Origin of the sequence: Actinomadura livida, from assembly GCF_014648675.1 — a bacterium.
In the GTDB taxonomy this organism is placed as follows: Bacteria; Actinomycetota; Actinomycetes; order Streptosporangiales; family Streptosporangiaceae; genus Spirillospora; species Spirillospora livida.
In genome coordinates this window covers 149,702-170,906 of record NZ_BMRO01000013.1, presented here as the reverse complement: position 1 = coordinate 170,906, position 21,205 = coordinate 149,702, and the positions used below count along the sequence as shown (strand labels likewise).

Genomic DNA, 21,205 nt, shown 5'->3' with positions numbered 1-21,205 from the left:
CTCAGGCCCCCTGTCCCAGCAGCGGAAGCCGGCGGCGCTTCGCCTCTTCCAGCTCGGCGATCTGCTTCTGGCGCTGCGGGCCGAGCTTGGTGTTCTGGATCTGGTCGTGCAGCTTCACGATCGCGTCGAGCAGCATCTCCGGCCGCGGCGGGCAGCCGGGCAGGTAGACGTCCACCGGGACGACGTGGTCGACGCCCTGCACGATCGCGTAGTTGTTGAACATGCCGCCGGACGAGGCGCACACGCCCATCGCGATGACCCACTTCGGCTCGGTCATCTGGTCGTAGATCTGCCGCAGCACCGGCGCCATCTTCTGGCTCACCCGGCCCGCGACGATCATCAGGTCGGCCTGCCGCGGCGTCGCCGAGGCGCGCTCCATGCCCCACCGGGAGAAGTCGTGCCGGGGGTCGCCCGTCGCCATCATCTCGATCGCGCAGCAGGCGAGGCCGAACGTCGCCGGCCACACCGAGCTCTTGCGCGCCCACCCGGCGACCTGCTCGACCGTGGTCAGCAGGAAACCGCTGGGGAGTTTCTCCTCGATACCCATTTAGTCCCACTCCAGACCGCCGCGCCGCCACACGTAGGCGTACGCGACGAGAACGGCGGCGATGAAAAGGACCATCTCGACAAGGGCGAACAGCCCCATCCGGTCGAACGCGACCGCCCAGGGGTAGAGGAAGATGATCTCAATGTCGAAGACGATGAACAGCATCGCCGTCACGTAGTACTTGATCGGAAAACGCCCGCCGCCCACCGGCTGCGGGGTCGGCTCGATACCGCACTCGTAGGCGTCGAGCCTCGCGCGGTTCCATCGCTTGGGCCCCGTCAAGGAGGCCATCACCACCGAGAAGGCGGCGAAGGCGAAGCCGAGCACCCCGAGCGCGATGAGCGGAATATAGAGATCCATGCTCTACGGCCTCTCCTCGGAACGTACGACGTTGTACGGAACGGCCCCGCCGCGGGCCGCCACCCTGGCCAAGGTGTTCAATAGCGCTCCCCTCAGGGGGTCGGTCATGCACTGTAGTCCGCTCACCTGCGGAAGCTTGAATCGCACGGGTCCGCTCATGCCGACGGAGCCACCTTCTGCATCGCGTTGATGACGCGGTCCATCGAGTCCCCGCCCTTGGGATCGGTCAGGTTCGCCAGGAGCTTGAGCGTGAACCGCATCAGCGTGGGGTGGGGCAGCCCGTGCGAGGTGAGGAACTTCATGATGCGCGGGTCGCCGATGGCCTGCACGAACACGCGGGCCAGCGTGAAGTAGCCGCCGTGCTCGTCCTTCAGGATGCGCGGGTACTCGTACAGCGTCCGCTCCCGCTGCGCGGGGGTGCGGCGCGCGAGCGCCTGCACCATGATGTCGGCGGCCAGCCGGCCGGACTCCAGCGCGTAGTCGATGCCCTCCCCGTTGAACGGGTTGACCATGCCGCCGGCGTCGCCGACCAGCAGCACCCCGCGGGTGTAGTGCGGCTGCCGGTTGAAGCCCATCGGCAGCGCCGCGCCGCGGATCTTCGAGGTCGCGTGCTCCTCGTCGAACTGCCAGTCCTCCGGCATCTGCGCGCACCAGCGCTTGAGGAGCCCGCGGTAGTCGACGTTCTGGAACGCCTGGCTGGTGTTGAGCAGGCCGCAGCCGACGTTGGACGTGCCGTCCCCGACGCCGAAGACCCAGCCGTAGCCGGGCAGGAGGCGCTCGCCGTCCCACAGCTCCAGCCACGCCTCCATGTAGTCGTCGTCGTGGCGCGGCGTCTGGAAGTAGCGGCGGACCGCGACGCCCATCGGGCGGTCCTCGCGCCGCCGCAGGCCCATCGCGAGCGACAGCCGGGTCGAGTTGCCGTCGGCGGCGACGACCAGCGGCGCGTGGAACTCGACGTCCTCGCCCTCGTACTTCGCGGTGACGCCGGTGATGCGGTCGGTGCGCTCGTCGAGGATCGGGCCGGTCACCGTGCAGCCCTGCAGCAGCCGGGCGCCGGCCTTCGCGGCGTGCTCGGCGAGGAACTGGTCGAAGTCGGTGCGCTTGCGGACGAGCCCGAAGTCGGGGAAGGACGCGAGCTCCGGCCACGGCAGCTCCACCTTCACGCCGCCGCCGTAGATGCGCAGCCCCTTGTTGCGCCCCCAGCCGGGGTCGTTGACGTCGACGCCCATCCCGATGAGGGCGCGGACGGCGCGCGGGGTGAGGCCGTCACCGCAGATCTTGTCCCGCGGGAAGGTGGCCTTCTCCAGCAGGAACACCTCGAGACCGGCCTGCGCCAGCCAGTAGGCGGTCGACGATCCGGCGGGGCCTGCCCCGACGACGATGACGTCTGCGTGTCGGGCGGAGTCGGTCACGGCGTTCCTCTTCAGCTCGTTCGCTTGTGAAGCACTTCACAAGGATCCGACGGGGAGTCTATTCCTTTATCAGGACTGGTGGGTACTTCTGGGTGGTCCGGATCTGGATCGCTCCCACCGGCCGTCCATGCCTCACCCCGGATTCACGGCGTGGTGGAGCGCGGCCACCCCGAACGTGAGGTCCCGCCAGCGCACCTCGCCCCAGCCCGCGTCCTGGAGCAGCCGCGCCAGCGCCGCCTGGTCCGGCCAGGCGAGCGTCGACTCGGCCAGGTAGCGGTAGGAGTCGGGGTTGGAGCTGACCCGCGCCAGCAGCGGCAGCCCGAACTTCAGGTGCGTCCGGTGGCCGAGCGCGAGCAGCCCGTTCGGGGGGTGGCTCACCTCGCACACCAGCAGCCGGCCGCCGGACCTCGTCACCCGCCGCAGCTCGCGCAGCGCCTGCCCGGTGTCCGCGACGTTGCGCAGCCCGAACGAGATCGTCACGGCGTCGAACACGCCGTCCGCGAACGGCAGCCGCAGCGCGTCCCCAGCCACGAAGCTCAGCCGCCGCACACCCGCTTGCCGCCGCACCCCGACCCGCAGCATGCCGAGCGAGAAGTCGCACGCGACGGTGTGCGCGCCCGCCTCGGCGAACGGCACCGAGGACGTCCCCGTCCCCGCCGCGAGGTCGAGGATCCGCTCCCCGGGGCGGGCCTCCACGGCCCGCACGACCTCCCGCCGCCACCGCCGGTCCTGCCCACCGGTCATCAGCGTGTTCAGCAGGTCGTACCGCTCGGCGGTGCCATCGAACATCGCCGCGACGTCGGCGGGCTTCTTGTCAAGGGAGGCGCGGCTCATGCCCCCACCCTAGAAGGCGCGGCACGCCGGTTACGAACCGCGGGGCGGCCGCTCCCGCTAGGCGTCTTCTTTGGTTACCGACCTTTGGAATTTCTGTCGCTGGGTGCGGACGCCGGAGACCACTACCGAGGACATCCGGTCGCGCTGTGTGGAGAGCAGGACGTAGCTGACCACTCCGCTGATGAGCAGTGCCATCAGCAGCAGGAGGAATCCGCGTGCTCCGAGCAGCGCCAGTACACCCGCGGTCGCCGCGAAGATCGCTAGCCGCGCCAAGGTATAGAGAACGACGGTACGCATGACACTCCCGAGGCTACCCCCCGCCCCCACCAGCCGGGATCCGGGCCCCCGGCGGCGCGGCGCTCCTACTTGAGGATGTCCAGGAGGAGGGCCGGGTCGATGTTGCCGCCGGAGAGGATTGACACGTACGTGCGGGCCGGGGGCAGTTCGGCTTGGCGGTGCAGGTAGGCGGCGGTGGCCACGGCGCCACCGGGTTCGGCTATCAGGCGGGCTTCACGGGCCAGGCGGCGCATTGTCGTTTCGATCTCTTCTTCTGTGACGGTGACTATGCCGTCCACGTGGGCGCGCATGTGGGCGAAGGGGAGGTCGCCGACCCGCTGGACGCGGAGGGCGTCGGCGATGGTGCGGCCGGTCTTCTCCGCGTCCCAGGTGACGGGGCGGCCGGCGCCCATGGAGTCGCGGGCGTCGGCGGCCAGTTCCGGTTCGACGCCGATGATCGTGGCCTCGGGGCGCAGGGCCTTGACGGCGGCGGAGACGCCGGCGATCAGGCCGCCGCCGCTGACGGGGACGAGCACGACGTCCACGTCGGGGCGGTCCTGGACGATCTCGACGCCGACGGTGCCCTGGCCGGCGATGACGCGGGCGTCGTCGTAGGGCGGGATCATCGCGAAGCCGTGCGCGTCGGCGAGCTTGGCGGCGGTCTCGGCGCGGGCCTGCGACGTCGGCTCGACGTAGACGACCTCGGCGCCCAGGGCGATGCACGCGTCGACCTTCACGCCGGGGGTCGTGTGCGGCATGACCACGACGGCCTTGATGCCCAGGGCGCGGGCCGAATAGGCGACGGCCTGCGCGTGGTTGCCGCTGGAGTGCGTCACGACGCCGCGTGCGCGCTCGGCCGGCGGCAGGGCGGAGATGGCGGCGTACGCGCCGCGCAGTTTGAACGCGCCGATCGGCTGCAGCGACTCGGCCTTCAGCAGAAGTGCCGACTCGCCGGCCGCCGCGGGTGCGGGGTCGCGGGGAAAAGGCACGAGCGGCGTGCGGGCCGCCACGCCCGCAATGCGTTCTGCGGCACGCTCTATCTCCGGCAGGGATACGAGGTCGGACATGTTCTGGGAGACTACTTCGCACGGCGGACAGGGGCTGCCCCGCGGCCCGTCCCGGACGTGACATGGCAGGTCAAACGGGGTCAACGTGAACGGCGTTGCCCATGTCGCGGGTACCGAGAGTCATCGCTCCTGCTCGGCGTACTACGGACCGTGATCTTTTCCGAAAACAAGGGAGAAATCGGTCTTGACCCGCCACACTGTTAAACAGTCCACCCGCGCCGAGAGCGGGACAAAGGGGGAGAGAAAACGTGGAGAGCACGAGCGAGCGCCTGCTGACCCCAGGAGAGGTCGCCGCCCTCTTCCGGGTCGACCCGAAGACGGTCACCCGGTGGGCCGCCGCGGGCCGGATCAGCAGCATCCGCACTCCGGGAGGGCACCGGCGCTTCCGCGAGTCCGAGGTGCACGCGCTGCTGCGCGGCGAGGAGCCCGTCGCCGAGCATTCGGCCCGCTGACCGGACCTCAGCCGCCCGGACCGCCGCGCCGTGGCAGTCCCCTCCGCCCGGGCGGCCGGGGCCCTTCCCTCCCCGTCACACCTGGTCTCCCGCGTCGTCCGCCTTCCACTCCTCGAACCGGCGGAGCAGGTCCGCGTCCTCGTCCCGCCAGCGGCGCCGCCGCTCCGCCAGTTCCTCCTCCGTGAGCGACTCGCCCAGGAGGCGGTCGTAGTCCGGGTCGCCCGGCCCGATCTCGACGTAGGCGTCGGCGATGATCCGTCCCTCGCCCGCTCCGGAGTCCGGCTCGCCGGGTTCGGTGAGGACGCTGTGCGGAACCCGGAGCGTGCCATCGGGGAGCCGGATCACGTACATCCTCGATCGCCCTCCTAGATCCCGTACCTGCGGTTGAAGAAGAGCATGACCTCCAGGGCCGTCCGGATGTTGCCGCCGAGCATATCCACGAGGGCGGGGCGCTGGCGGGAGGAGATCGCGGCGAAGGCGTCCGCGAAGAACTCGCGGCGCCCGAGGGCGTTCGGCTGGCGGTGGAAGTCGCTCGCCAGGTGCGGTCTGCACTCCTCGTACAGCTTCCGGAACGCGGGGCTGTCGGAGGTCCACTCGCCGTCGTCGCCGTCGATGTCGTCGAGCGCGTGGCCGACCTCGTGCAGCATCACGTCGGGGGTGGGGGACGGCCGGTCCCCCACGACGATCTTGCGGTCGCCGTACGCGCCGGCGCAGATGTCCCAGGTGGCGCGGCCGGAGGGGAGCGGCCGGTCGCGCAGGTGGCCCATGTCGTCGAGCTGCGGGACGCCGCCCGGCCCCACGTAGATCCCGTCGAGCCCGCCCGCGAGCTTCTCCTTCAGCGGCGCGGGCAGCGACGCCAGGCTGTCGATGGCGCCGATGACCTCGGGTGTCGGCGGGCCGTCCCGGACGTCCCACTGCCGGTAGAGGATGCCCTCCAGGGGGCCGCAGTGCCGGCGGCCGTCGGCGGCGTGCGGCGTGCCCGGCGGGTACGGCTCGACGCGCAGCCGGTCGTCCTCCAGCTCGAAATCGCTCCACGAGTAGTCGCCGGACCGGGGGCGGCCGAGCCTGCGGCGTACCGGCCCGCGCCGCTCCGGCCGTCCGGTGAGCTCGGTCACCGGGTCGGGGCCGCCGTCCACGGCGCCGGGGCCGAGCGCGTAGTCGTCGTCGCGGCCCGCCTTGCGGAACCGCCCGAACCGGTCGCGGGGCTGGTTGCTGCGCGGCCGCACCTGCCCCGAGTCGGGCGGCGACGAGGAGTACGCGGTGTCGTCCTTGCGGCTCCGTACGCCGCGCAGCGACTCCCGGCTCCGGAGCTCCCGGGGCTTGCGGTGGACGCCTTTGAAGCGCATCAGGCTCCTCTGTCAGCGGGCCCCGCGGGGGTCACGAGCGACGCTCGTCGAGTCCGGTGCCGGACAGGGCCCCTCCGGAAGGGTAAGCCGGGACCCGACTCGGCGTCATCCCCGCAAGTCACGGATACCCTTTTAGCGTGATATACGTGCTGGTAACCCTGCTTTTGGTTGGTTTCTGGGTCTTCTGCATCCTGGACGTGCTCCGGACCGACGCGTCCGAAGTGCAGCACCTGCCGAAGGGGGCCTGGTTCGCGATCGTCCTGGTCCCCCTCGTCGGCTCGGTGCTGTGGCTCCTTGAGGGGCGCGCACGCCGGTCGGCCGCCCCGGGCCCGCGGGTCGCCGCCCCGGCCCCGAAGGGCCCGGAGGACGACCCGGCGTTCCTCCGCGATCTGGAGCGCCGCCTCCGCGACGGGGACGGCTGAGGACGCCCCGCCGGGGTGACGGGGCGACGGGGGTGCGGGGTCAGGCGTAGGAGTGCAGCCCCGAGAACATGTAGTTGACGCCGAAGAAGTTGAACATCAGGGCCGCGAAGGCGATCAGCGAGAGGACCGCGGCCTTGCGGCCCTTCCACCCGGCCGTCGCGCGGGCGTGCAGGTAGGCGGCGTAGATGATCCACGTGACGAAGGACCAGACCTCCTTCGGGTCCCAGCCCCAGTAGCGGCCCCACGCCTGGTCGGCCCAGATGGCGCCCATGACGATCGCGGCCGTCCAGATCGGGAACGCGAACATCGTGACCCGCATCGCGAGGCGGTCCAGGCTCTCGGCGGACGGGATGCGGGCCAGCACGCCGCCGTCCGCGGCGGTCCCGCGGGACTCGGCGCGGGCCTTCAGCAGGTAGAGGATCGTGGCGGCGCCCGCGACGGTGAACGCGCCCGTCGCGACGATCGCGGCACTGACGTGGATGGCGATCCAGTACGAGTTCAGCGCCGGGGTGACCGGGCCCACCGAGTCGTACAGCCAGATGTTCGCCACACCCAGCGCGATGACGGCGGCCAGCATGACGAACGCGCCGAGGAACCGCGCCTTGTACCGGTACATCACGACCAGGAACGCGGTGACGGCGGCGAAGGCGATCGCGGTGAGGAACTCGTACATGTTCCCCCACGGCCAGCGGCTCGCGGCCAGCCCGCGGGACACCATGACGCCGAGGTGCGCGGCCCAGCCGAGCACGCTCATGAAGACCGCGAGGCGGACCCAGTCGACCTGCGGGCGCTCGCCCTCGTCCGCGGCCTCGTCCCCGGCTTCGGCGGTTGCCGGGTCGTCGGCCGCGGCGCCCGCGGCGCCCACCAGGACCTTCGCCTCGGACTTCTCCCGTGCCTCCGCCGCCGCGCGGCGGCGGCCGAAGCCGAGGTCGACGGCGTAGGCCGCCAGCGCGACCACGTACATCACCACGGTGGTCAGCATGAGCTTGTCGCTCAGGTTCGCGAGGTCGGCGTCGCTCACCTCGTCACTCCTTCGGTTCGGTCGCCGGACCGGATCCGCGGTCGGCGTCGGGCTCGGACTCGGACTCGGACTCGCTACCGGGCCCCTCATCGGGCCCCTGGTGGGACTCGTCGTCGGGCCCGTCGCCGGGCTCGTGCTGCGGACCGCGCAGCGCGGTCACGATCTCGTCGAACTCGGGGGTCGGGTTCCCCAGCGTGAGGCCACCGACCTCGACCACCGTACGCCCGCCCTCCGCGGCGCTCGCACGGACCCACACCCTGCGCCGCCGGACCATGAACGACGCCGCCACGCCCAGCACCGCGAGGATGGCCGCGACCAGGGCGGGGATGCGTCCCGGGTCCCGGTTGACCGAGAGCGTCACGTACTGCCGCAGCCCGTCGAACGTGATCGAGCCGCCGCCGGGCACGTCGAACGTCTCGCCCGGTTCGAGGAGCTTCTGGCCGTCCTTGACGGGGTGCAGCGTCTCGCCGAGCCCCTCCAGCTTGTAGACCGACTGGGGGGTTCCGGAGTCGAGGCCGATGTCGCCCTTGAACGAGGTGATCGTGACGACCGGGCGCAGCGGCGCGGGGAACCCCGAGACGATCTGCTTCCCGTCCTGGCTCGCCATCGCGGTCGGCCACAGGATCCCGTAGAAGGCGAGCTGGTCGGGCTGCGCGTCCGGGACCTTGATGACGCCCTCGGACGTCAGGTTCCGCGGCTCCATCTCCAGGAACGGCACCGAGTCCTGGAACGCGATGTCGCCCTCGGCGTCCCGCACGGTGAAGACCGGCGCGTAGCCGTGCCCGAGCAGGTACACCTTCGCCCCGCCGACGTTCAGCGGATGGTTGATCCGCAGGTCGTACGGCTTCTCGGCGGCGTCCGGGCCGGAGCGGTAGCGGATGTCGGCGTTGAACGCGGTGGCCTGGCCGCGCTTGTCGCCCTCGGTCTCGTACTCGGCCTTGAAGTCGTCCAGGGTGAGGGTGAACGGGGCCAGCTCGCCGTCCTCGAAGGCCCGCCCGGGGGTGAACTGGTCGTACAGGCTCAGCGAGTTGGCGAACGTCTTGCCCTCGGTCAGCAGCACGTTGCCCTGGTAGCCGAACAGGTTCCCGAGGCCGAGCGCGAACAGCAGCGCCAGCAGCGAGACGTGGAAGAGCAGGTTGCCGGTCTCGCCGAGGTAGCCCTTCTCGGCGGACGCGGCGCCGCCCGCCACGTCCACGCGGAACCGCCGTCCGCGCAGCACCTTGCGCGCCTCGGCGAGGACGTCCTCGGGGGACGCGTCCGTCTCGTACTTCGCGGACTGCGGCAGCCGCCCGAGGTTCCGGGGCGCCGCCGGCGGCCGGGCCCGCATCGACCGGTAGTGCTGGAACGCGCGCGGGACGACGCAGCCGGCGAGGGAGACGAACAGCAGGATGTAGATCGCCGCGAACCAGGGCGCGGCGAACACGTCGAACATCGACAGCCGGTCCAGCCACGGACCCGCGGTCTTGTGGTCCTCCAGGTAGGCCGCGACCTGCTCGGGCGCCTGCCCGCGCTGCGGCAGGATCGACCCGGGCACCGCGCCGAGCGCCACCAGGAACAGCAGGATGAGCGCCGTGCGCATCGTGGTGAGCTGCCGCCAGGCCCAGCGCAGCCAGCCGAGCGGGCCGATGCCTGCGGGACGCGGCGTCTCCCCCGGCGCCTGCCGCGCGGCGGGCGCGCGGGTGCCCGAGGCGTCGGCCGTGTCCGCCGTGTCGGCGGTGCCGGTGGCGGCGCCGGTCGTGTCCGTGGTTTCCGTGCCCTGGTAGTCAGTCATCTCAAATCACCGGTTGGAAGCCGCTGATCCACGACTTCAGCTCGATGTTCAGGTCACCCCAAAGGCCGCTCACCAGCAGCACCCCGATGAGGACGAGCATCCCCCCGCCGATCCGCATGACCAGGGGGTAGTGGCGCTTCACCGCGCCGAACGCGCCGAGCGCCCGGCGGTAGCCGATCGCGGCCGCCACGAACGGCAGCCCGAGACCGAGGCAGTACGCCAGCGACAGTAGTGCGCCGCGCCCCGCGCTCGCCTCCGTGACGGCGAGACTCTGCACGGCGCCGAGCGTCGGGCCGATGCACGGCGTCCAGCCGAGGCCGAACAGGACGCCGAGGAGCGGCGCGCCCGCGAGCCCGGCCGCGGGCAGCCGTCCCGATTTCACCGTCCGCTGCAGCCCCGGGACGAACCCCATGAACGCGAGGCCGAACAGGATCGTGATGACGCCGAGGACGCGGGTGATGGGCTCCTGGTACTCCAGCAGCCACCGGCCCAGCCCCCCGAAGACGGCGCCGTAGCTGACGAACACGACGCTGAAGCCCGCGACGAACAGCAGGACGCCGGCGAGCAGCCGGCCCCGCTTCTGCTCGGCCAGCTCGACGCCGGACATGCCCGTCACGTACGACAGGTAGCCGGGCACCAGCGGCAGGACGCACGGCGAGGCGAACGACACGAGCCCGGCGAGCGCCGCCAGCGGCGCCGCCGCCACGAGCGACCCGCTGACGACCGTATCGTCGACCGAGCTCACTGGTCCGCCGTGCTCATCGTTCGGCGGAGACCTTGGAGACCAGCGGGGCGAGCTTGGAGACGGTCGTCGCGCCGATGACGCGGGCGGCGACCCGGCCCTCCCGGTCGAGGACGAGCGTGCTCGGGATCGCGCTCGGCGGCACCTCGCGGAACGCCAGCGTCACCTGGCCGCCGGCGTCGAACAGGCTCGGGTAGGTGATCTTGAACTTGCGCTCGAACGCCTCGGCGTTGGGCTTGGAGTCCTTGAAGTTGACGCCGAGGAACTCGACGCCCTCGTCCTTCTTCTCCGTGTAGACGTGCTGCAGCGACGGCGCCTCGCCGCGGCACGGCGCGCACCAGGACGCCCAGAAGTTGACCACCACGACCTTGCCCTGGAAGTCCGACAGCTCGAACCGCTCGCCGGTCAGCAGCTCGCCGCCGACGCCCCGCACGCTCGTGCGGTCCGCGGGCTTGTACTCGGTGACGTTCCCGTCGCCCGAGATGAAGCGGTTGTCGTCACCGCCGGGCCCGCTCCCGGCCGCGCCGGTCCCGGCGCAGCCGGCCAGCAGCGCGCAGAGCGCGACCGCGGCGGCGGCCGCGCGCGGTGGGGAGACTCGGGGGCTCAACGGACCCTCCTACTACAGGACGTAGTACACAATCTACCGGCGCCGTCAGGCACCCGGGACACTGGGTCCCTTCGCGATCCCGGCGGCGGGCTCGTTGTAGGCGACCTCCACGAGCCGGCTGCCGTTGAACGTCAGGCTGGTGACGCTGGCGAGGGAGCACTCGCGCTTGTTCGGCAGGTGCCAGAGGCGGCGGCGCTCGGCGTGCAGCCGCAGCGTGTAGATGGGCAGCTGGTGGCTGACGCAGATGGCCTCGTGCCCGCGCGCCGCCTCCCGCGCCCTGATCACGGCGCCGCGCATCCGTGCGGCGAGCGCCCGGTACGGCTCGCCCCAGGACGGGCGGAACGGGTTGCGCAGGTGGTACCAGTGCTCGGGACGCTTCAGCGACCCCGCCCCGGCCCCGAACGTCAGGCCCTCGAAGTGGTTGTCGGCCTCGATGAGACGGTCGTCCACGGTCACGGGCAGGTCGAACGAGTCGGCGAGCGGCGCGGCCGTCTCCAGCGCCCGCTGCATCGGCGAGGAGAACAGTGCGGCCACGTCCCGGTCGGCGAACCATTTGGCGGCGGCCTTCGCCATGAGGACGCCGTCCTCGCTGAGGCGGTAGCCGGGCAACCGCCCGTAAAGGATCCCCTCGGGGTTGTGCACCTCGCCGTGCCGCATCAGGTGAACGATCGTCTTGTCAGTCATCGCGAGGTCAGGGTACCTTCGCCGCCCCCTCCCCCGGCCCACCGGTCCACCCGCGGCCGCGGGGCGGGCGGGTCGGGCGGGCGACTCAAGCGGAGGCGTCGGTGAAAACGGGGATGCCGGGGGGCACGGCGGCGCGCAGCGCGCCGACGACGGCGCGGATCGCGGGCCGGCGGGCGGCCTCCTCGCGCCAGAGGGCGTAGACCCGGCGCGACAGGGGGTCGGCCAGCGGGACGACCGCCACCCCCGGCGGCACGTCGCAGCGGCCGAGCCGCGGCAGGATCACGTTGCCGAACCCCGCCGCGACCAGGGACAGCTGCGAGGCGAACTCGTAGACCATGTGCTCGATGCGGGGCTCGCTGTCGACGGCGCGGAGCGTCCGCAGCAGCCAGTCGCAGCAGATGCTGTCCGGGGAGGAGCTGATCCACGGGTCGCCGGCCAGCTCCTTGAGGTCGATCGCGTCGCGGCCGGCGAGCGGGTGCCCGGCGGGCAGCGCCACGTCGGCGACGTCGTCGCAGATGACGCCCTTGCACAGGCCCTCCGGCAGCGGGAGCGGCTCGTTGTTCCAGTCCTGGACGACCGCCATGTCGAAGTCGCCGCGCGACACGAGCGGCATGCTCTGGTTCGGGTCCTCCTCGCGGACCAGGATGCGCAGGTCGGGATGGTCGGCGCGCAGGATGCCCAGCGCGGCGGGCATCAGCCCGCGGACCGCGGTCGGGAACGCGGCGACGGTGAGCTGCCCGACGACGGAGCCGCGGTGCGCCTCCAGGTCGGCCTGCGCCTGCTCCACCAGCGACAGGATGCGCTCGGCGTGCGCGACGAGCAGCTCGGCGGCGTCGGTGAGCCGGACACCGCGCCCGTTGCGCTCGAGGAGCTTCTGGCCGGTCTCCCGCTCCAGCTTCGCGAGCTGCTGGGAGACGGCCGAGGTCGTCACGTGCAGGACGTCGGCGGCCGCGCTGACCGAGCCGTAGGTCGCGACGGAGTGCAGCGCGCGCAGCCGTTCGAGATCAAGCATGAAGCAATACTAAAACGAAACGTCAAGAAATTCTCGCTTGCCCTAAAGCAAGTCGCCGACGACGATCGGACGCATGACCCCACGCCATGTCCTCCTCGCCACGCTGGTCGCCGCGATGTGGGGCTTCAACTTCGTCCCGATCAGCGTGGCGCTGGACGACTTCCCGCCGCTGCTGATGGGGGCGCTGCGGTTCACGGCCGCGGCCGTGCCCGCCGTCTTCCTCGTGCGGCGGCCGCCGGTGCCGGCGCGCTGGCTCGTGCTGGTCGGCCTGCCGCTCGGGGTGGGGCAGTTCGGCCTGCTGTTCATCGGCATGCACATGGGGATGCCGGCGGGGCTGGCGTCGGTCGTCCTCCAGGTGCAGGCGATCTTCACCGCGCTGTTCGCGGCGCTGCTGCTGCGGGAGCGGCTGGGCGCCCGGCAGGTCGCGGGCATGGTCGTCGCGTTCGGCGGCGTCGCGCTCATCGGCATGGCGCAGTCCGATGGCGGCGGCCCGGCCGGGGCGTTCCTCGTCTGCCTCGCCGCCGCCGCGAGCTGGGGCCTGGCGAACATCGCGATGCGGCGGACGAACCAGGCGGCCACCGGGCCGGTCGACGCGTTCGGGTTCATGGTGTGGGTCTCGCTGGTGCCGCCGCTCCCCCTCTTCGCCCTCTCGCTGCTCTTCGAGGGGCCGGGCGCCGTCCCGGAGGCGGCGCGGAACCTGTCGGTCGCGGGCGTCTCCTCGCTGGCGTTCATCGCCTACGCCGCGACCCTCGGCGGGTTCGGCGCGTGGGGCTGGCTGATGCGCCGGTACGAGGCCAGCACGGTCGCCATGTACTCGCTGCTCGTCCCGCCGTTCGGGCTCCTCTCCGCGGTCGTCCTGCTCGGCGAGCGGGTGGACGCGGCCCGGCTCACCGGCGCGGTCCTCGTCGTCGCGGGCGTCGCCGCCGGGACCGTCCGCCTGCGGCAGCGCGCCGCCGCCCCGCCCACCGACCTGCCACCCACCGACCTGCCACCCACCGACCTGCCCCCCGCCGACGTCAAGCTCGCGGAGACAAGGTGAGACTGATGCACGGAATCCACGCCTCGCTCGTGACGCCGTTCACCCCGTCCGGCGAGGTGGACACCGCGTCGCTCGAACGGCTCGCCGTCCACTGCCTGCGGAACGGGGCGGACGGCCTGGTGGCGCTCGGCACGACCGGCGAGGCCGCCATGCTGAGCCCGGCCGAGCAGCACACGGTGCTGGAGGTGTGCCGGGCCGTGTCGATCGAGCACGGCACGCCGCTGATCGCCGGCGCCGGGACGATGTGCACCGCGGAGTCGATCCGGCAGGCCCGCGAACGCGCCCCGCTGGCCGACGCGCTGCTCGTCGTCGTCCCGTACTACCTGCGCCCGTCGGACGAGGCCGTCCTCGACCACTTCGCCGCGATCGGCAACGCCGTGGACGTGCCGATCCTCCCGTACAACATCCCGTACCGGACGGGGAAGCACCTCGCGGCCGACACCCTAGTCCGGCTGCTGTCCCTCGGCTCCGTCGCCGGGATGAAGCACTGCGCGGGCGCCATCGACCGCGACACCCTCGCCCTGCTGGCGACCGGTACGGGCAAGGCGGTACTGGCCGGGGACGACGCGTACGTCTTCCCGATGCTCCAGCTCGGCGCGGCCGGCGCCGTCGCCGCGTCGGCCTGCCTCGCGCCGGCCGCCTACGCCGCGCTGGCGGCCGCGGCGCGCGACGGCGACGCGGCGCGCGGGCTGGCGCTCCACAACGCGCTGTTCCCGTTGGCGGAGGCGCTGTACAGCGAACCGGCCCCGGCCGTCCTCAAGGGGTGCCTCGCCGAGGTGGGCGTGATCGACGAACCCGCGGTGCGCGCTCCGCTGCTCGCACCGGACCCTGGATCGGTCTCCACGGCCCTGGCCGCCTTCCACGCGCTCCCTGCACTCGCCCTAGAAGGCGTTTAGGACGACGCTGGACGCCTTTCAGGACGCTGCGCGGGCCGCGGCTCGGGCTGCGTAGGGAAGGGCGTCCAGTACCCGTCCCAGAGCTTCCTCGTCATGCGCCGCAGACAGGAACCACACCTCGTACGCCGACGGCGGCAGGTAGACGCCGCGTTCCAGGGCGGCGTGGAAGAACGCCGCGTACGCCTTGGAGTCCTGGTGCTGCGCGGCGGCGAAGTCGCCCACCTCGCCGCGGGTGAAGAAGATCGAGAACAGGTTGCCGGCGTGCTGCGCCGAATGCGGGACGCCCTCCCGGGTCAGCGCCTCCGACGCGGCCTTCGACACGAGCTCCGCCGACCGGTCGATCGCCGCGTACACCTCGTCCGTCGCGTTGCGGAGCGTGGCGAGCCCGGCGGCGGTGGCGAGCGGGTTCCCCGACAGCGTGCCCGCCTGGTAGACGGGACCGGCGGGGGCGAGGCGGTCCATGACGTCGGCGCGGCCGCCGAACGCGGCGGCGGGCAGCCCGCCGCCCATCACCTTCCCGAACGTCATCAGGTCGCCCGGCACGCCCTCGATCCCGTACCAGCCGGACTTCGACGCCCGGAACCCGGTGAGCACCTCGTCGATCACCAGCAGCGCGCCGTACCGCTCGCACAGCCGCTTCAGCAGCGCGTTGAAGCCGTCCAGCGGCGGCACCACGCCCATGTTGCAGGGCACCGCCTCGGTGATGACGCAGGCGATGTCGGTGCCGTGGTCGTGGAACGCCGTCTCCACCGCCGTGACGTCGTTGTAGGGCAGGATCAGCGTGTCGGCGGTCGTCGCGCCCGTCACGCCCGGCGTGTCGGGCAGGCCGAACGTGGCGACGCCGGAGCCCGCCGCGGCGAGCAGCGCGTCGACGTGCCCGTGGTAGCAGCCGGCGAACTTCACGATCTTGGTGCGGCCGGTGAAGCCGCGCGCCAGCCGGATCGCCGACATCGTCGCCTCGGTGCCCGAGTTGACCAGCCGGACCTTCTCCACCGGGGTGCGCGCCACGATCTCCCCGGCGAGCTCCACCTCGCCCGGCGTGGGCGCCCCGTAGGACGTGCCGCGGCCCGCCGCGTCCCGCACCGCCTCGACGACGGCCGGGTGCGCGTGCCCGAGGATCATCGGCCCCCACGAGCACACCAGGTCGACGTACTCGTTGCCGTCCGCGTCCGTCAGGTACGGGCCGCGCCCCGACGCCATGAAGCGGGGCGTGCCACCCACGGCCCCGAAGGCCCGCACCGGCGAGTTGACGCCCCCGGGCACGAGCCCGGCGGCACGGTCGAACAACTGCTGCGAGCGCTCAATACCAGTCACGCGGTCCAGTGAACCATCCCCGTCCGGGGCGCCGTGCGCGCCCGCCGGCGCCCCGCCGCGAGCGAAATGAGGCAGTCAGTCCGTTGCAGTTCGGCGACTTGCCTTGACCTCGCACGGTACGGGCCGATATTCCACCAAGTACGACATCGGCGCCCTGTCTCGCTCACGGTCTCACGGCGCCTCCCGCACTCACCGGCTGTACTCACCGGCCGTACTCATCTGACAGGCCGTATCGGAGGGATGGCTTTCAACGTGGTTGACGGCTGGACGGTCCCGGGCTTCACCCACGACCGGGAGCTCGGCGGCGGCGCCTCGGGCCGGGTGATGCTGGCGACCGACGACCTGACCAGCACCAAGGTCGCGATCAAGTACCTCGACGGCGCGCTCGCCGGCGACGAGGCGTTCCTCGTGCGGTACCGCGCGTCCGCGCGCAGCCTGTCGCAGATCGAGGACCCCAACGTGGTCGACCTGTACGACTTCGTCGAGGCCCCGGACGGCGCCGCGATCGTGATGCAGTACGCCGAGGGCGTCAGCCTGCGCCGCGTCCTGGCCGCGCAGGGCCCCAGCGGCCCCCTGGCGGCCCTGTCGATGCTCGGCGGCACGCTCCTCGGCCTCGCGGCGGCGCACGACCAGGACGTCGTGCACGGCGCGCTGCGCCCGGCGAACATCCTCGTGGACGCGGACGGCAACGCGCGGCTCACCGACTTCGCGACGGCGCCCGCGGGCACCGAGGCGCAGTCCGCCCCGCCGTACGCCGCGCCCGAGCTGTGGGACGGCGCGCCCGCCACCGTCGCCACCGACCTGTACGCGGCCACCGCGGTCTTCTACGAATGCCTCACCGGGCGGCCCCCGTACGCCGGGCGGAACATGGCGCGGCTGCACCGCGAGGCGCCGGTGCCCGCCGAGGAGGTCCCCGGGCCGCTGCGCAACCTGATCCACAAGGGCCTCGCCAAGGACCCGGCGCAGCGGCCCCGGTCCGTCGCCGACTTCCTCGGCGCGCTGGAGGACGCGGCCGTCTCCGCGTACGGCCCGTCCTGGGAGGCGCAGGGCCGCGGGCGGCTCACCGAGCTCGCCGCGCAGGCGGCGGCGTACCCGGAGCCGCCCAAGCCGAAGCCGGCCCGCGCCAGCGGCCGCAACCCGATCGTCGCGGGCAAGCAGTCCGGTGGCGGCGGGTCCCGCGGGCGCTGGGTCCTCGCGGGCGTCGCCGTCCTCGTGGTCGCCGGCGCCGGCGCGAGCGCCATGACGCTGCTGCGGGGCGACGACAAGCCGCCGCCCGACCCGGCGCCCGCGCAGAGCAGCACACCGCAGCCCTCGCTGCCCGTCGGCGGCGTGGACCCGGCGCCGCTCGTCGCGCAGATCGACCAGGCCGTCAACCAGGCCCCCGGCGCGCTGTTCAGCTACCGGCAGTCGGGCTGCTGCGGCTTCCCCGCCACGGCCAAGGGGACGTTCGGCCTCGCGCAGGGCGGGGAGGCGTCCTACTCGCTGACGCTCGCGGGGACGGGCTCCGCGCGCAAGCCGGTGCGCGCCTTCATCGTCCAGGACCGGCTCTACGTGCGCGTGGGCCGGCAGTGGAAGGCGTCGGCGCTCGGCGGGCGCGGCTACCCGGCGGCGGCCGACCAGGTCCGCCAGGGCAGCTCGGTCGGCAACCTGACGGCGCTCCTGCGGTCGGCGACCAAGCTCACCAAGGGCGAGAGCACCGAGACGGGAACGATCTACGAGGGCGAGGCCCCGGCGGCGAAGCTCGCGGAGGCGCCCGGCATCGGCCCGGTGTACGCGCAGATGGCGCAGGCGACCGGCGCGCAGCAGCTGGCCTTCGCGATCAAGGTCGACCCGGGGTACCGGCCGACCGCGTTCTGGGTCCGCGCGGGCGCCGAGGACGGCCGCAACCAGACGATGCGCGGCTCGTACTCCAAGTGGGGCCGCAAGCCGCCCATCCAGGCCCCGCGTACTGCTTGATCAGGCGTCCTCGCAGCTGTCGGCGAGGACCTCCAGCAGCCGCAGGGGGTCGGGGAGCGGGCCGCGGGCCGGCGGCCGCAGCCAGCTGACCTCGCGCCCGTACGGGAGGACGGACGGCGGCGCCACGACGTAGCTGTCGCGGCAGTGCCACCGCATGCCCGGCGTCTCCGCGACGTCCTCCGGCAGGGTGTCGAGGTGGCAGGACCACCACTCGTCCTCGTCCACGGGCGCGCCGCGCGTCGCGACGAAGAACAGGTGCCGGTCCCCGCCGAAGGACGCGACGGGCCCGACGGGCAGGTCCTCGTCCTCGATCCGGTCGAGCGCGATCGCGCCCGCCGCGGCCGGGACGTCGAACACGTCGAACACCCGGCCGGTCGGCAGGATGATGTTCGCCAGGGGGCGCTTCACCCACCAGCGGTCGATGACGCCGGTGTCCACGCTGGCCTGGTGCGCCCAAGTCGCCGACACCGGGTGCGCGCCCGGGTCGGGGCAGCCGATCCGGTCGCACGAGCACGCCCGGTCGCCGCCGTTGGGGGGATGCGCGCCGGGGAAGGAGGGCCAGCCCAGCCCGGCGTACCGCCGCGCCGCGGAGGCCATCCGGTCACGCGCCGCCTTCTGCCGCCTGCTCCCCGACACCACCAGCATGTACGCCCCCAATACCCAAGGTCGAAGCGCGGTTCCCGACTAACGCGGTTCCTGACCAACGATGATGCCCGCCGCGCAAACCCCCGGGCACGGCAACCCCCGGATACGACCGAAAGTGACTAGGGAGTGTCCTAGGACAGGCGGCGGGCGACCTCTGTCGCCCAGTAGGTCAGGGCGATGTCCGCGCCGGCGCGGCGGATCGACAGGAGGGACTCCATGATGGTGCGCTCGCGGTCGATCCAGCCCTTCGCCGCGGCGGCCTCGATCATCGCGTACTCGCCGCTGACCTGGTAGGCGGCGACGGGCACGTCCACGGTGTCGCGGACGCGGCGGACGACGTCGAGGTAGGCCCCGGCGGGCTTCACCATGACCATGTCGGCGCCCTCGTCGAGGTCGAGGAGCACCTCGCGCAGGGACTCCTCGGCGTTCGCCGGGTCCTGCTGGTGGCTGGCGCGGTCGCCGAATCGCGGCGCGCACTCGGCGGCCTCGCGGAACGGGCCGTAGTACGCCGAGGCGTACTTCACCGAGTACCCCATGATCGCGATGTCCGGGTGGCCGGCGCCGTCGAGCGCGGCGCGGATCGCGGCGACCTGGCCGTCCATCATGCCGCTCGGGCCGACGACCGCGGTGCCCGCCTCGGCCTGCGCCACCGCGATCGACGCGTACCGCTCCAGCGTGGCGTCGTTGTCGATCTCGCCGGAGTCGGTGAGGACGCCGCAGTGCCCGTGGTCGGTGTACTCGTCCAGGCACAGGTCCGTCATGACGACGGTCGCGTCGCCCAGGTCGCTGCTCAGGTCGCGCAGCGCGAGCTGGACGATGCCGTCCGGGTCGTCGGCGGCCGAGCCCGTGCCGTCCTTCACCGCCGGGACGCCGAACAGGATGATCCCGCCGACGCCGGCCTCCGCCGCCTCGTGCGCGGCCTTGCGCAGGCTGTCGCGGGTGTGCTGGTACACCCCCGGCATGGACGAGACGGGCTGCGGCTCGGTGATGCCCTCCTTGACGAACATCGGCAGGACCAGATCGGCGGGCGCGAGCCGCGTCTCGGCCACGAGCCTGCGCAGCGCGGGCGTGCGGCGCAGCCGTCGCGGCCTGGCGACGGGGAACTGTGCGGACATGTCCTTCTCCCGGTTCGGGTGTTCCGCGCCGGCGCGCCCCGGCGGCTTCGGTCTCGTCACGGTCTCATCGGCGGCGCCGGGCGCCCCGGCGCATCTGGCTGGGCTTGCGGAGCGGGTCGCCCGCCTCGATCTGGGCGGCCCGCCGCTTGGCACCGTACTCCGCAAGCGCCGCCGCGAGGGTCGAAACGGACGGCTTCTCCGCCATGACGTCCACGCGCAGCCCGTACTCCCGCGCGGTCCGCGCGGTCTGCGGGCCGATCACGGCGATCACCGTCACGTTGTGCGGCTTGCCCGCGATCCCGATCAGGTTCTTCACCGTGGACGACGACGTGAACAGCACGGCGTCGAACCCGCCGCCCTTGATCGCCTCGCGGATCGGCGCGGGCGGCGGCGCCGCGCGGACCGTCCGGTAGGCGGTCACGTCCTCGCACTCCCAGCCGAGCTCGGTCAGCCTGGCGATGAGCACGTCGGTGGCGATGTCGGCGCGCGGCAGCAGCACCCGGTTGATCGGGTCGAGGTCCTCGTCGTAGGGCGGCCACTCCGCCGCGAGGCCCTCGCCGGACTGCTCCCCGGACGGCGTCAGGTCGGGCTGGACGCCGAACTCCACCAGCGCGGCGGCGGTCTGCTCTCCGACGGCGGCGACCTTCAGCCCGGCGAACGCGCGGGCGTCGAGGCCGTAGTCGACGAACTTCTCCCGGACGGCCTTGACGGCGTTGGTGGAGGTGAACACCACCCACTCGTACCGCCCGGTGACCAGGCCCTTGACGGCGCGGTCCATCTGCTGCGGGGTGCGCGGCGGCTCGACGGAGATCGTCGGGACCTCGTCGGGGACGGCCCCGTACCCGCGCAGCTGGTCCGACAGCGACGCGGCCTGCTCCTTCGTCCGCGGCACGAGGACCCGCCACCCGAACAGCGGCTTGGTCTCGAACCAGGACAGCTTGTCGCGCCAGCCGACCACGTCCCCGACGATGATCAGCGCGGGCGCCTCCATGCCCTTGGACGCGGACGCCAGCTTCTGCAGGGTCGACACGACGGTCTCCTGCTCGGTGGTCGTGCCGAGGCTCGTCATCGCGGCGGGCGTGGAGTCGGGGCGCCCGGCGGCGACCAGGCCCTTGCACACCTCGGCCACCGCGTGCTCCGCACCCATGATCACGAGCGTGCTGTCCGGGGCGGCGAACCGCTCCCAGTCCACCCCGCCCTCGGAGGCGTCCACGACCCGGATCTCGCGGTGGTCGGCGTCGGTCAGCGGGATGCCCGCGTACCCGGGTACGGCCGTCACCGCGGACACGCCCGGCACGACCTCGAACGGGACACCGGCCTTGGCCAGCGCGGAGCCCTCGGCGGCCAGCCCGCATCCGAGGCCCGGGTCGCCGCTCACCAGCCGGACGACCCGCCGCCCCGCCTTCGCGGCGCGCGAGGCGAACCGGACGGGGTCGCCCTCCGCCGAGTCGATGATCTCCACGTCGGGGCGGCAGTGGGCGAGGATCTCCTCCGGGCACTGGGCACGGCTCACGATCACCGTGTCGGCGCGGCCGAGCTCGGCCGCGGCGCGCAGGGTCAGCAGGCCCGGGTCGCCCGGCCCCATCCCGACGATCGAGACGGTGCCGAGCGCGGGCGGCGCCGCGGCGGGCTCGTTCGTCGCGCCGGTGCTCGTCGCCTCGATGTCCGTCACCTCGGTGTTCTCGGC

23 protein-coding genes are annotated in these 21,205 nt (G+C 72.7%); 5 read left to right on the top strand and 18 right to left on the bottom strand.

Features of this window, described 5'->3' with window-relative positions; all coding sequences use genetic code 11:
• Position 1 precedes the first annotated feature (1 nt).
• The 6 genes from IEZ03_RS28465 to IEZ03_RS28440 form a co-directional block, all read right to left on the bottom strand.
• The gene (locus IEZ03_RS28465; RefSeq protein WP_132043258.1) at positions 2-547 is read right to left on the bottom strand and encodes a NuoB/complex I 20 kDa subunit family protein; all 546 of its coding nucleotides are present in this window, start codon (positions 545-547) and stop codon (positions 2-4) included.
• On the bottom strand, positions 548-907 hold the full coding sequence (locus tag IEZ03_RS28460; protein ID WP_184889319.1) for an NADH-quinone oxidoreductase subunit A: 360 nt from the start codon (positions 905-907) through the stop codon (positions 548-550).
• A gap of 155 nt (positions 908-1,062) precedes the next feature.
• A complete protein-coding gene (locus tag IEZ03_RS28455; RefSeq protein ID WP_184889321.1) occupies positions 1,063-2,319 on the bottom strand; it encodes a geranylgeranyl reductase family protein in 1,257 nt (418 codons plus the stop codon).
• Positions 2,320-2,451: 132 nt separating this feature from the next.
• Positions 2,452-3,153 carry a demethylmenaquinone methyltransferase gene (locus IEZ03_RS28450; protein ID WP_184889323.1) on the bottom strand — a complete coding sequence of 234 codons (702 nt, stop codon included), beginning with the start codon at positions 3,151-3,153 and terminating at the stop codon, positions 2,452-2,454.
• A 57-nt stretch (positions 3,154-3,210) separates the two neighbouring features.
• Positions 3,211-3,450, bottom strand: a complete 240-nt coding sequence (locus tag IEZ03_RS28445; protein ID WP_132043266.1) for a DUF4229 domain-containing protein — start codon at positions 3,448-3,450, stop codon at positions 3,211-3,213.
• A gap of 65 nt (positions 3,451-3,515) precedes the next feature.
• The gene (locus IEZ03_RS28440; protein ID WP_184889325.1) at positions 3,516-4,496 is read right to left on the bottom strand and encodes a threonine ammonia-lyase; all 981 of its coding nucleotides are present in this window, start codon (positions 4,494-4,496) and stop codon (positions 3,516-3,518) included.
• Positions 4,497-4,744: 248 nt separating this feature from the next.
• On the opposite strand from IEZ03_RS28440, the gene IEZ03_RS28435 reads away from it, so the two are divergent.
• Positions 4,745-4,948, top strand: a complete 204-nt coding sequence (locus tag IEZ03_RS28435) for a BldC family transcriptional regulator (protein WP_021593176.1) — start codon at positions 4,745-4,747, stop codon at positions 4,946-4,948.
• Between the two features lie 75 nt (positions 4,949-5,023).
• Here the strand turns inward: IEZ03_RS28435 and IEZ03_RS28430 are convergent, their stop codons facing one another.
• Together IEZ03_RS28430 and IEZ03_RS28425 are read right to left on the bottom strand one after the other, a co-directional pair.
• A complete protein-coding gene (locus tag IEZ03_RS28430; protein WP_184889327.1) occupies positions 5,024-5,299 on the bottom strand; it encodes a hypothetical protein in 276 nt (91 codons plus the stop codon).
• Positions 5,300-5,313: 14 nt separating this feature from the next.
• The gene (locus tag IEZ03_RS28425; RefSeq protein ID WP_184889329.1) at positions 5,314-6,294 is read right to left on the bottom strand and encodes a hypothetical protein; all 981 of its coding nucleotides are present in this window, start codon (positions 6,292-6,294) and stop codon (positions 5,314-5,316) included.
• Between the two features lie 137 nt (positions 6,295-6,431).
• On the opposite strand from IEZ03_RS28425, the gene IEZ03_RS38645 reads away from it, so the two are divergent.
• Positions 6,432-6,716 carry a PLD nuclease N-terminal domain-containing protein gene (locus IEZ03_RS38645; protein ID WP_184889331.1) on the top strand — a complete coding sequence of 95 codons (285 nt, stop codon included), beginning with the start codon at positions 6,432-6,434 and terminating at the stop codon, positions 6,714-6,716.
• A gap of 40 nt (positions 6,717-6,756) precedes the next feature.
• Here the strand turns inward: IEZ03_RS38645 and ccsB are convergent, their stop codons facing one another.
• The 6 genes from ccsB to IEZ03_RS28390 form a co-directional block, all read right to left on the bottom strand.
• Positions 6,757-7,737: a c-type cytochrome biogenesis protein CcsB gene (gene ccsB, locus IEZ03_RS28415; protein ID WP_229808638.1), complete on the bottom strand. Its 981-nt coding sequence runs from the start codon at positions 7,735-7,737 to the stop codon at positions 6,757-6,759.
• 4 nt (positions 7,738-7,741) lie between these two features.
• Positions 7,742-9,508, bottom strand: a complete 1,767-nt coding sequence (resB, locus tag IEZ03_RS28410; RefSeq protein WP_184889335.1) for a cytochrome c biogenesis protein ResB — start codon at positions 9,506-9,508, stop codon at positions 7,742-7,744.
• A 1-nt stretch (position 9,509) separates the two neighbouring features.
• Positions 9,510-10,253, bottom strand: a complete 744-nt coding sequence (locus tag IEZ03_RS28405) for a cytochrome c biogenesis CcdA family protein (protein WP_184889337.1) — start codon at positions 10,251-10,253, stop codon at positions 9,510-9,512.
• Between the two features lie 13 nt (positions 10,254-10,266).
• Positions 10,267-10,857 carry a TlpA family protein disulfide reductase gene (locus IEZ03_RS28400; protein ID WP_184889339.1) on the bottom strand — a complete coding sequence of 197 codons (591 nt, stop codon included), beginning with the start codon at positions 10,855-10,857 and terminating at the stop codon, positions 10,267-10,269.
• A gap of 45 nt (positions 10,858-10,902) precedes the next feature.
• Positions 10,903-11,541 (bottom strand): histidine phosphatase family protein, encoded by a 639-nt coding sequence (locus IEZ03_RS28395; RefSeq protein ID WP_184889341.1) that lies wholly within the window; start codon positions 11,539-11,541, stop codon positions 10,903-10,905.
• A gap of 85 nt (positions 11,542-11,626) precedes the next feature.
• A complete protein-coding gene (locus IEZ03_RS28390; RefSeq protein ID WP_184889343.1) occupies positions 11,627-12,553 on the bottom strand; it encodes a LysR family transcriptional regulator in 927 nt (308 codons plus the stop codon).
• A 73-nt stretch (positions 12,554-12,626) separates the two neighbouring features.
• Between IEZ03_RS28390 and IEZ03_RS28385 the strand changes: the two genes are divergently transcribed.
• Together IEZ03_RS28385 and IEZ03_RS28380 are read left to right on the top strand one after the other, a co-directional pair.
• Positions 12,627-13,592, top strand: coding sequence for an EamA family transporter (locus IEZ03_RS28385; RefSeq protein WP_184889345.1), 966 nt, complete (start codon positions 12,627-12,629; stop codon positions 13,590-13,592).
• Between the two features lie 5 nt (positions 13,593-13,597).
• Positions 13,598-14,488 (top strand): dihydrodipicolinate synthase family protein, encoded by an 891-nt coding sequence (locus IEZ03_RS28380; RefSeq protein ID WP_184889347.1) that lies wholly within the window; start codon positions 13,598-13,600, stop codon positions 14,486-14,488.
• Positions 14,489-14,506: 18 nt separating this feature from the next.
• On the opposite strand, the gene hemL is transcribed toward IEZ03_RS28380, so the two are convergent.
• Positions 14,507-15,802 (bottom strand): glutamate-1-semialdehyde 2,1-aminomutase, encoded by a 1,296-nt coding sequence (hemL, locus tag IEZ03_RS28375; RefSeq protein ID WP_184889349.1) that lies wholly within the window; start codon positions 15,800-15,802, stop codon positions 14,507-14,509.
• A 240-nt stretch (positions 15,803-16,042) separates the two neighbouring features.
• Between hemL and IEZ03_RS28370 the strand changes: the two genes are divergently transcribed.
• Positions 16,043-17,758, top strand: coding sequence for a serine/threonine-protein kinase (locus IEZ03_RS28370; protein ID WP_184889351.1), 1,716 nt, complete (start codon positions 16,043-16,045; stop codon positions 17,756-17,758).
• Here IEZ03_RS28370 and IEZ03_RS28365 read toward each other — a convergent pair whose 3' ends face one another.
• The 3 genes from IEZ03_RS28365 to IEZ03_RS28355 form a co-directional block, all read right to left on the bottom strand.
• Positions 17,759-18,403: a bifunctional DNA primase/polymerase gene (locus IEZ03_RS28365; protein WP_132043296.1), complete on the bottom strand. Its 645-nt coding sequence runs from the start codon at positions 18,401-18,403 to the stop codon at positions 17,759-17,761.
• Positions 18,404-18,534: 131 nt separating this feature from the next.
• On the bottom strand, positions 18,535-19,518 hold the full coding sequence (hemB, locus tag IEZ03_RS28360) for a porphobilinogen synthase (RefSeq protein ID WP_184889353.1): 984 nt from the start codon (positions 19,516-19,518) through the stop codon (positions 18,535-18,537).
• Between the two features lie 64 nt (positions 19,519-19,582).
• Complete coding sequence (locus IEZ03_RS28355; RefSeq protein WP_373293692.1) at positions 19,583-21,181, bottom strand: bifunctional uroporphyrinogen-III C-methyltransferase/uroporphyrinogen-III synthase; 1,599 nt, start codon at positions 21,179-21,181, stop codon at positions 19,583-19,585.
• Between the last annotated feature and the right edge of the window lie 24 nt (positions 21,182-21,205).

What these genes read in the sequence shown, in the direction of transcription:
- hemB (WP_184889353.1), bottom strand. Translation starts at nt 19,518, where the DNA reads ATGTCCGCACAGTTCCCCGTCGCCAGGCCGCGACGGCTGCGCCGCACG.
- IEZ03_RS28450 (WP_184889323.1), bottom strand. Translation starts at nt 3,153, where the DNA reads ATGAGCCGCGCCTCCCTTGACAAGAAGCCCGCCGACGTCGCGGCGATG.
- IEZ03_RS28460 (WP_184889319.1), bottom strand. Translation starts at nt 907, where the DNA reads ATGGATCTCTATATTCCGCTCATCGCGCTCGGGGTGCTCGGCTTCGCC.
- IEZ03_RS28395 (WP_184889341.1), bottom strand. Translation starts at nt 11,541, where the DNA reads ATGACTGACAAGACGATCGTTCACCTGATGCGGCACGGCGAGGTGCAC.
- IEZ03_RS28365 (WP_132043296.1), bottom strand. Translation starts at nt 18,403, where the DNA reads ATGCTGGTGGTGTCGGGGAGCAGGCGGCAGAAGGCGGCGCGTGACCGG.
- IEZ03_RS28380 (WP_184889347.1), top strand. Translation starts at nt 13,598, where the DNA reads ATGCACGGAATCCACGCCTCGCTCGTGACGCCGTTCACCCCGTCCGGC.
- IEZ03_RS28430 (WP_184889327.1), bottom strand. Translation starts at nt 5,299, where the DNA reads ATGTACGTGATCCGGCTCCCCGATGGCACGCTCCGGGTTCCGCACAGC.
- IEZ03_RS28465 (WP_132043258.1), bottom strand. Translation starts at nt 547, where the DNA reads ATGGGTATCGAGGAGAAACTCCCCAGCGGTTTCCTGCTGACCACGGTC.
- IEZ03_RS28370 (WP_184889351.1), top strand. Translation starts at nt 16,043, where the DNA reads ATGGCTTTCAACGTGGTTGACGGCTGGACGGTCCCGGGCTTCACCCAC.
- IEZ03_RS28440 (WP_184889325.1), bottom strand. Translation starts at nt 4,496, where the DNA reads ATGTCCGACCTCGTATCCCTGCCGGAGATAGAGCGTGCCGCAGAACGC.
- resB (WP_184889335.1), bottom strand. Translation starts at nt 9,508, where the DNA reads ATGACTGACTACCAGGGCACGGAAACCACGGACACGACCGGCGCCGCC.
- IEZ03_RS28385 (WP_184889345.1), top strand. Translation starts at nt 12,627, where the DNA reads ATGACCCCACGCCATGTCCTCCTCGCCACGCTGGTCGCCGCGATGTGG.
- IEZ03_RS28425 (WP_184889329.1), bottom strand. Translation starts at nt 6,294, where the DNA reads ATGCGCTTCAAAGGCGTCCACCGCAAGCCCCGGGAGCTCCGGAGCCGG.
- IEZ03_RS28445 (WP_132043266.1), bottom strand. Translation starts at nt 3,450, where the DNA reads ATGCGTACCGTCGTTCTCTATACCTTGGCGCGGCTAGCGATCTTCGCG.
- IEZ03_RS28390 (WP_184889343.1), bottom strand. Translation starts at nt 12,553, where the DNA reads ATGCTTGATCTCGAACGGCTGCGCGCGCTGCACTCCGTCGCGACCTAC.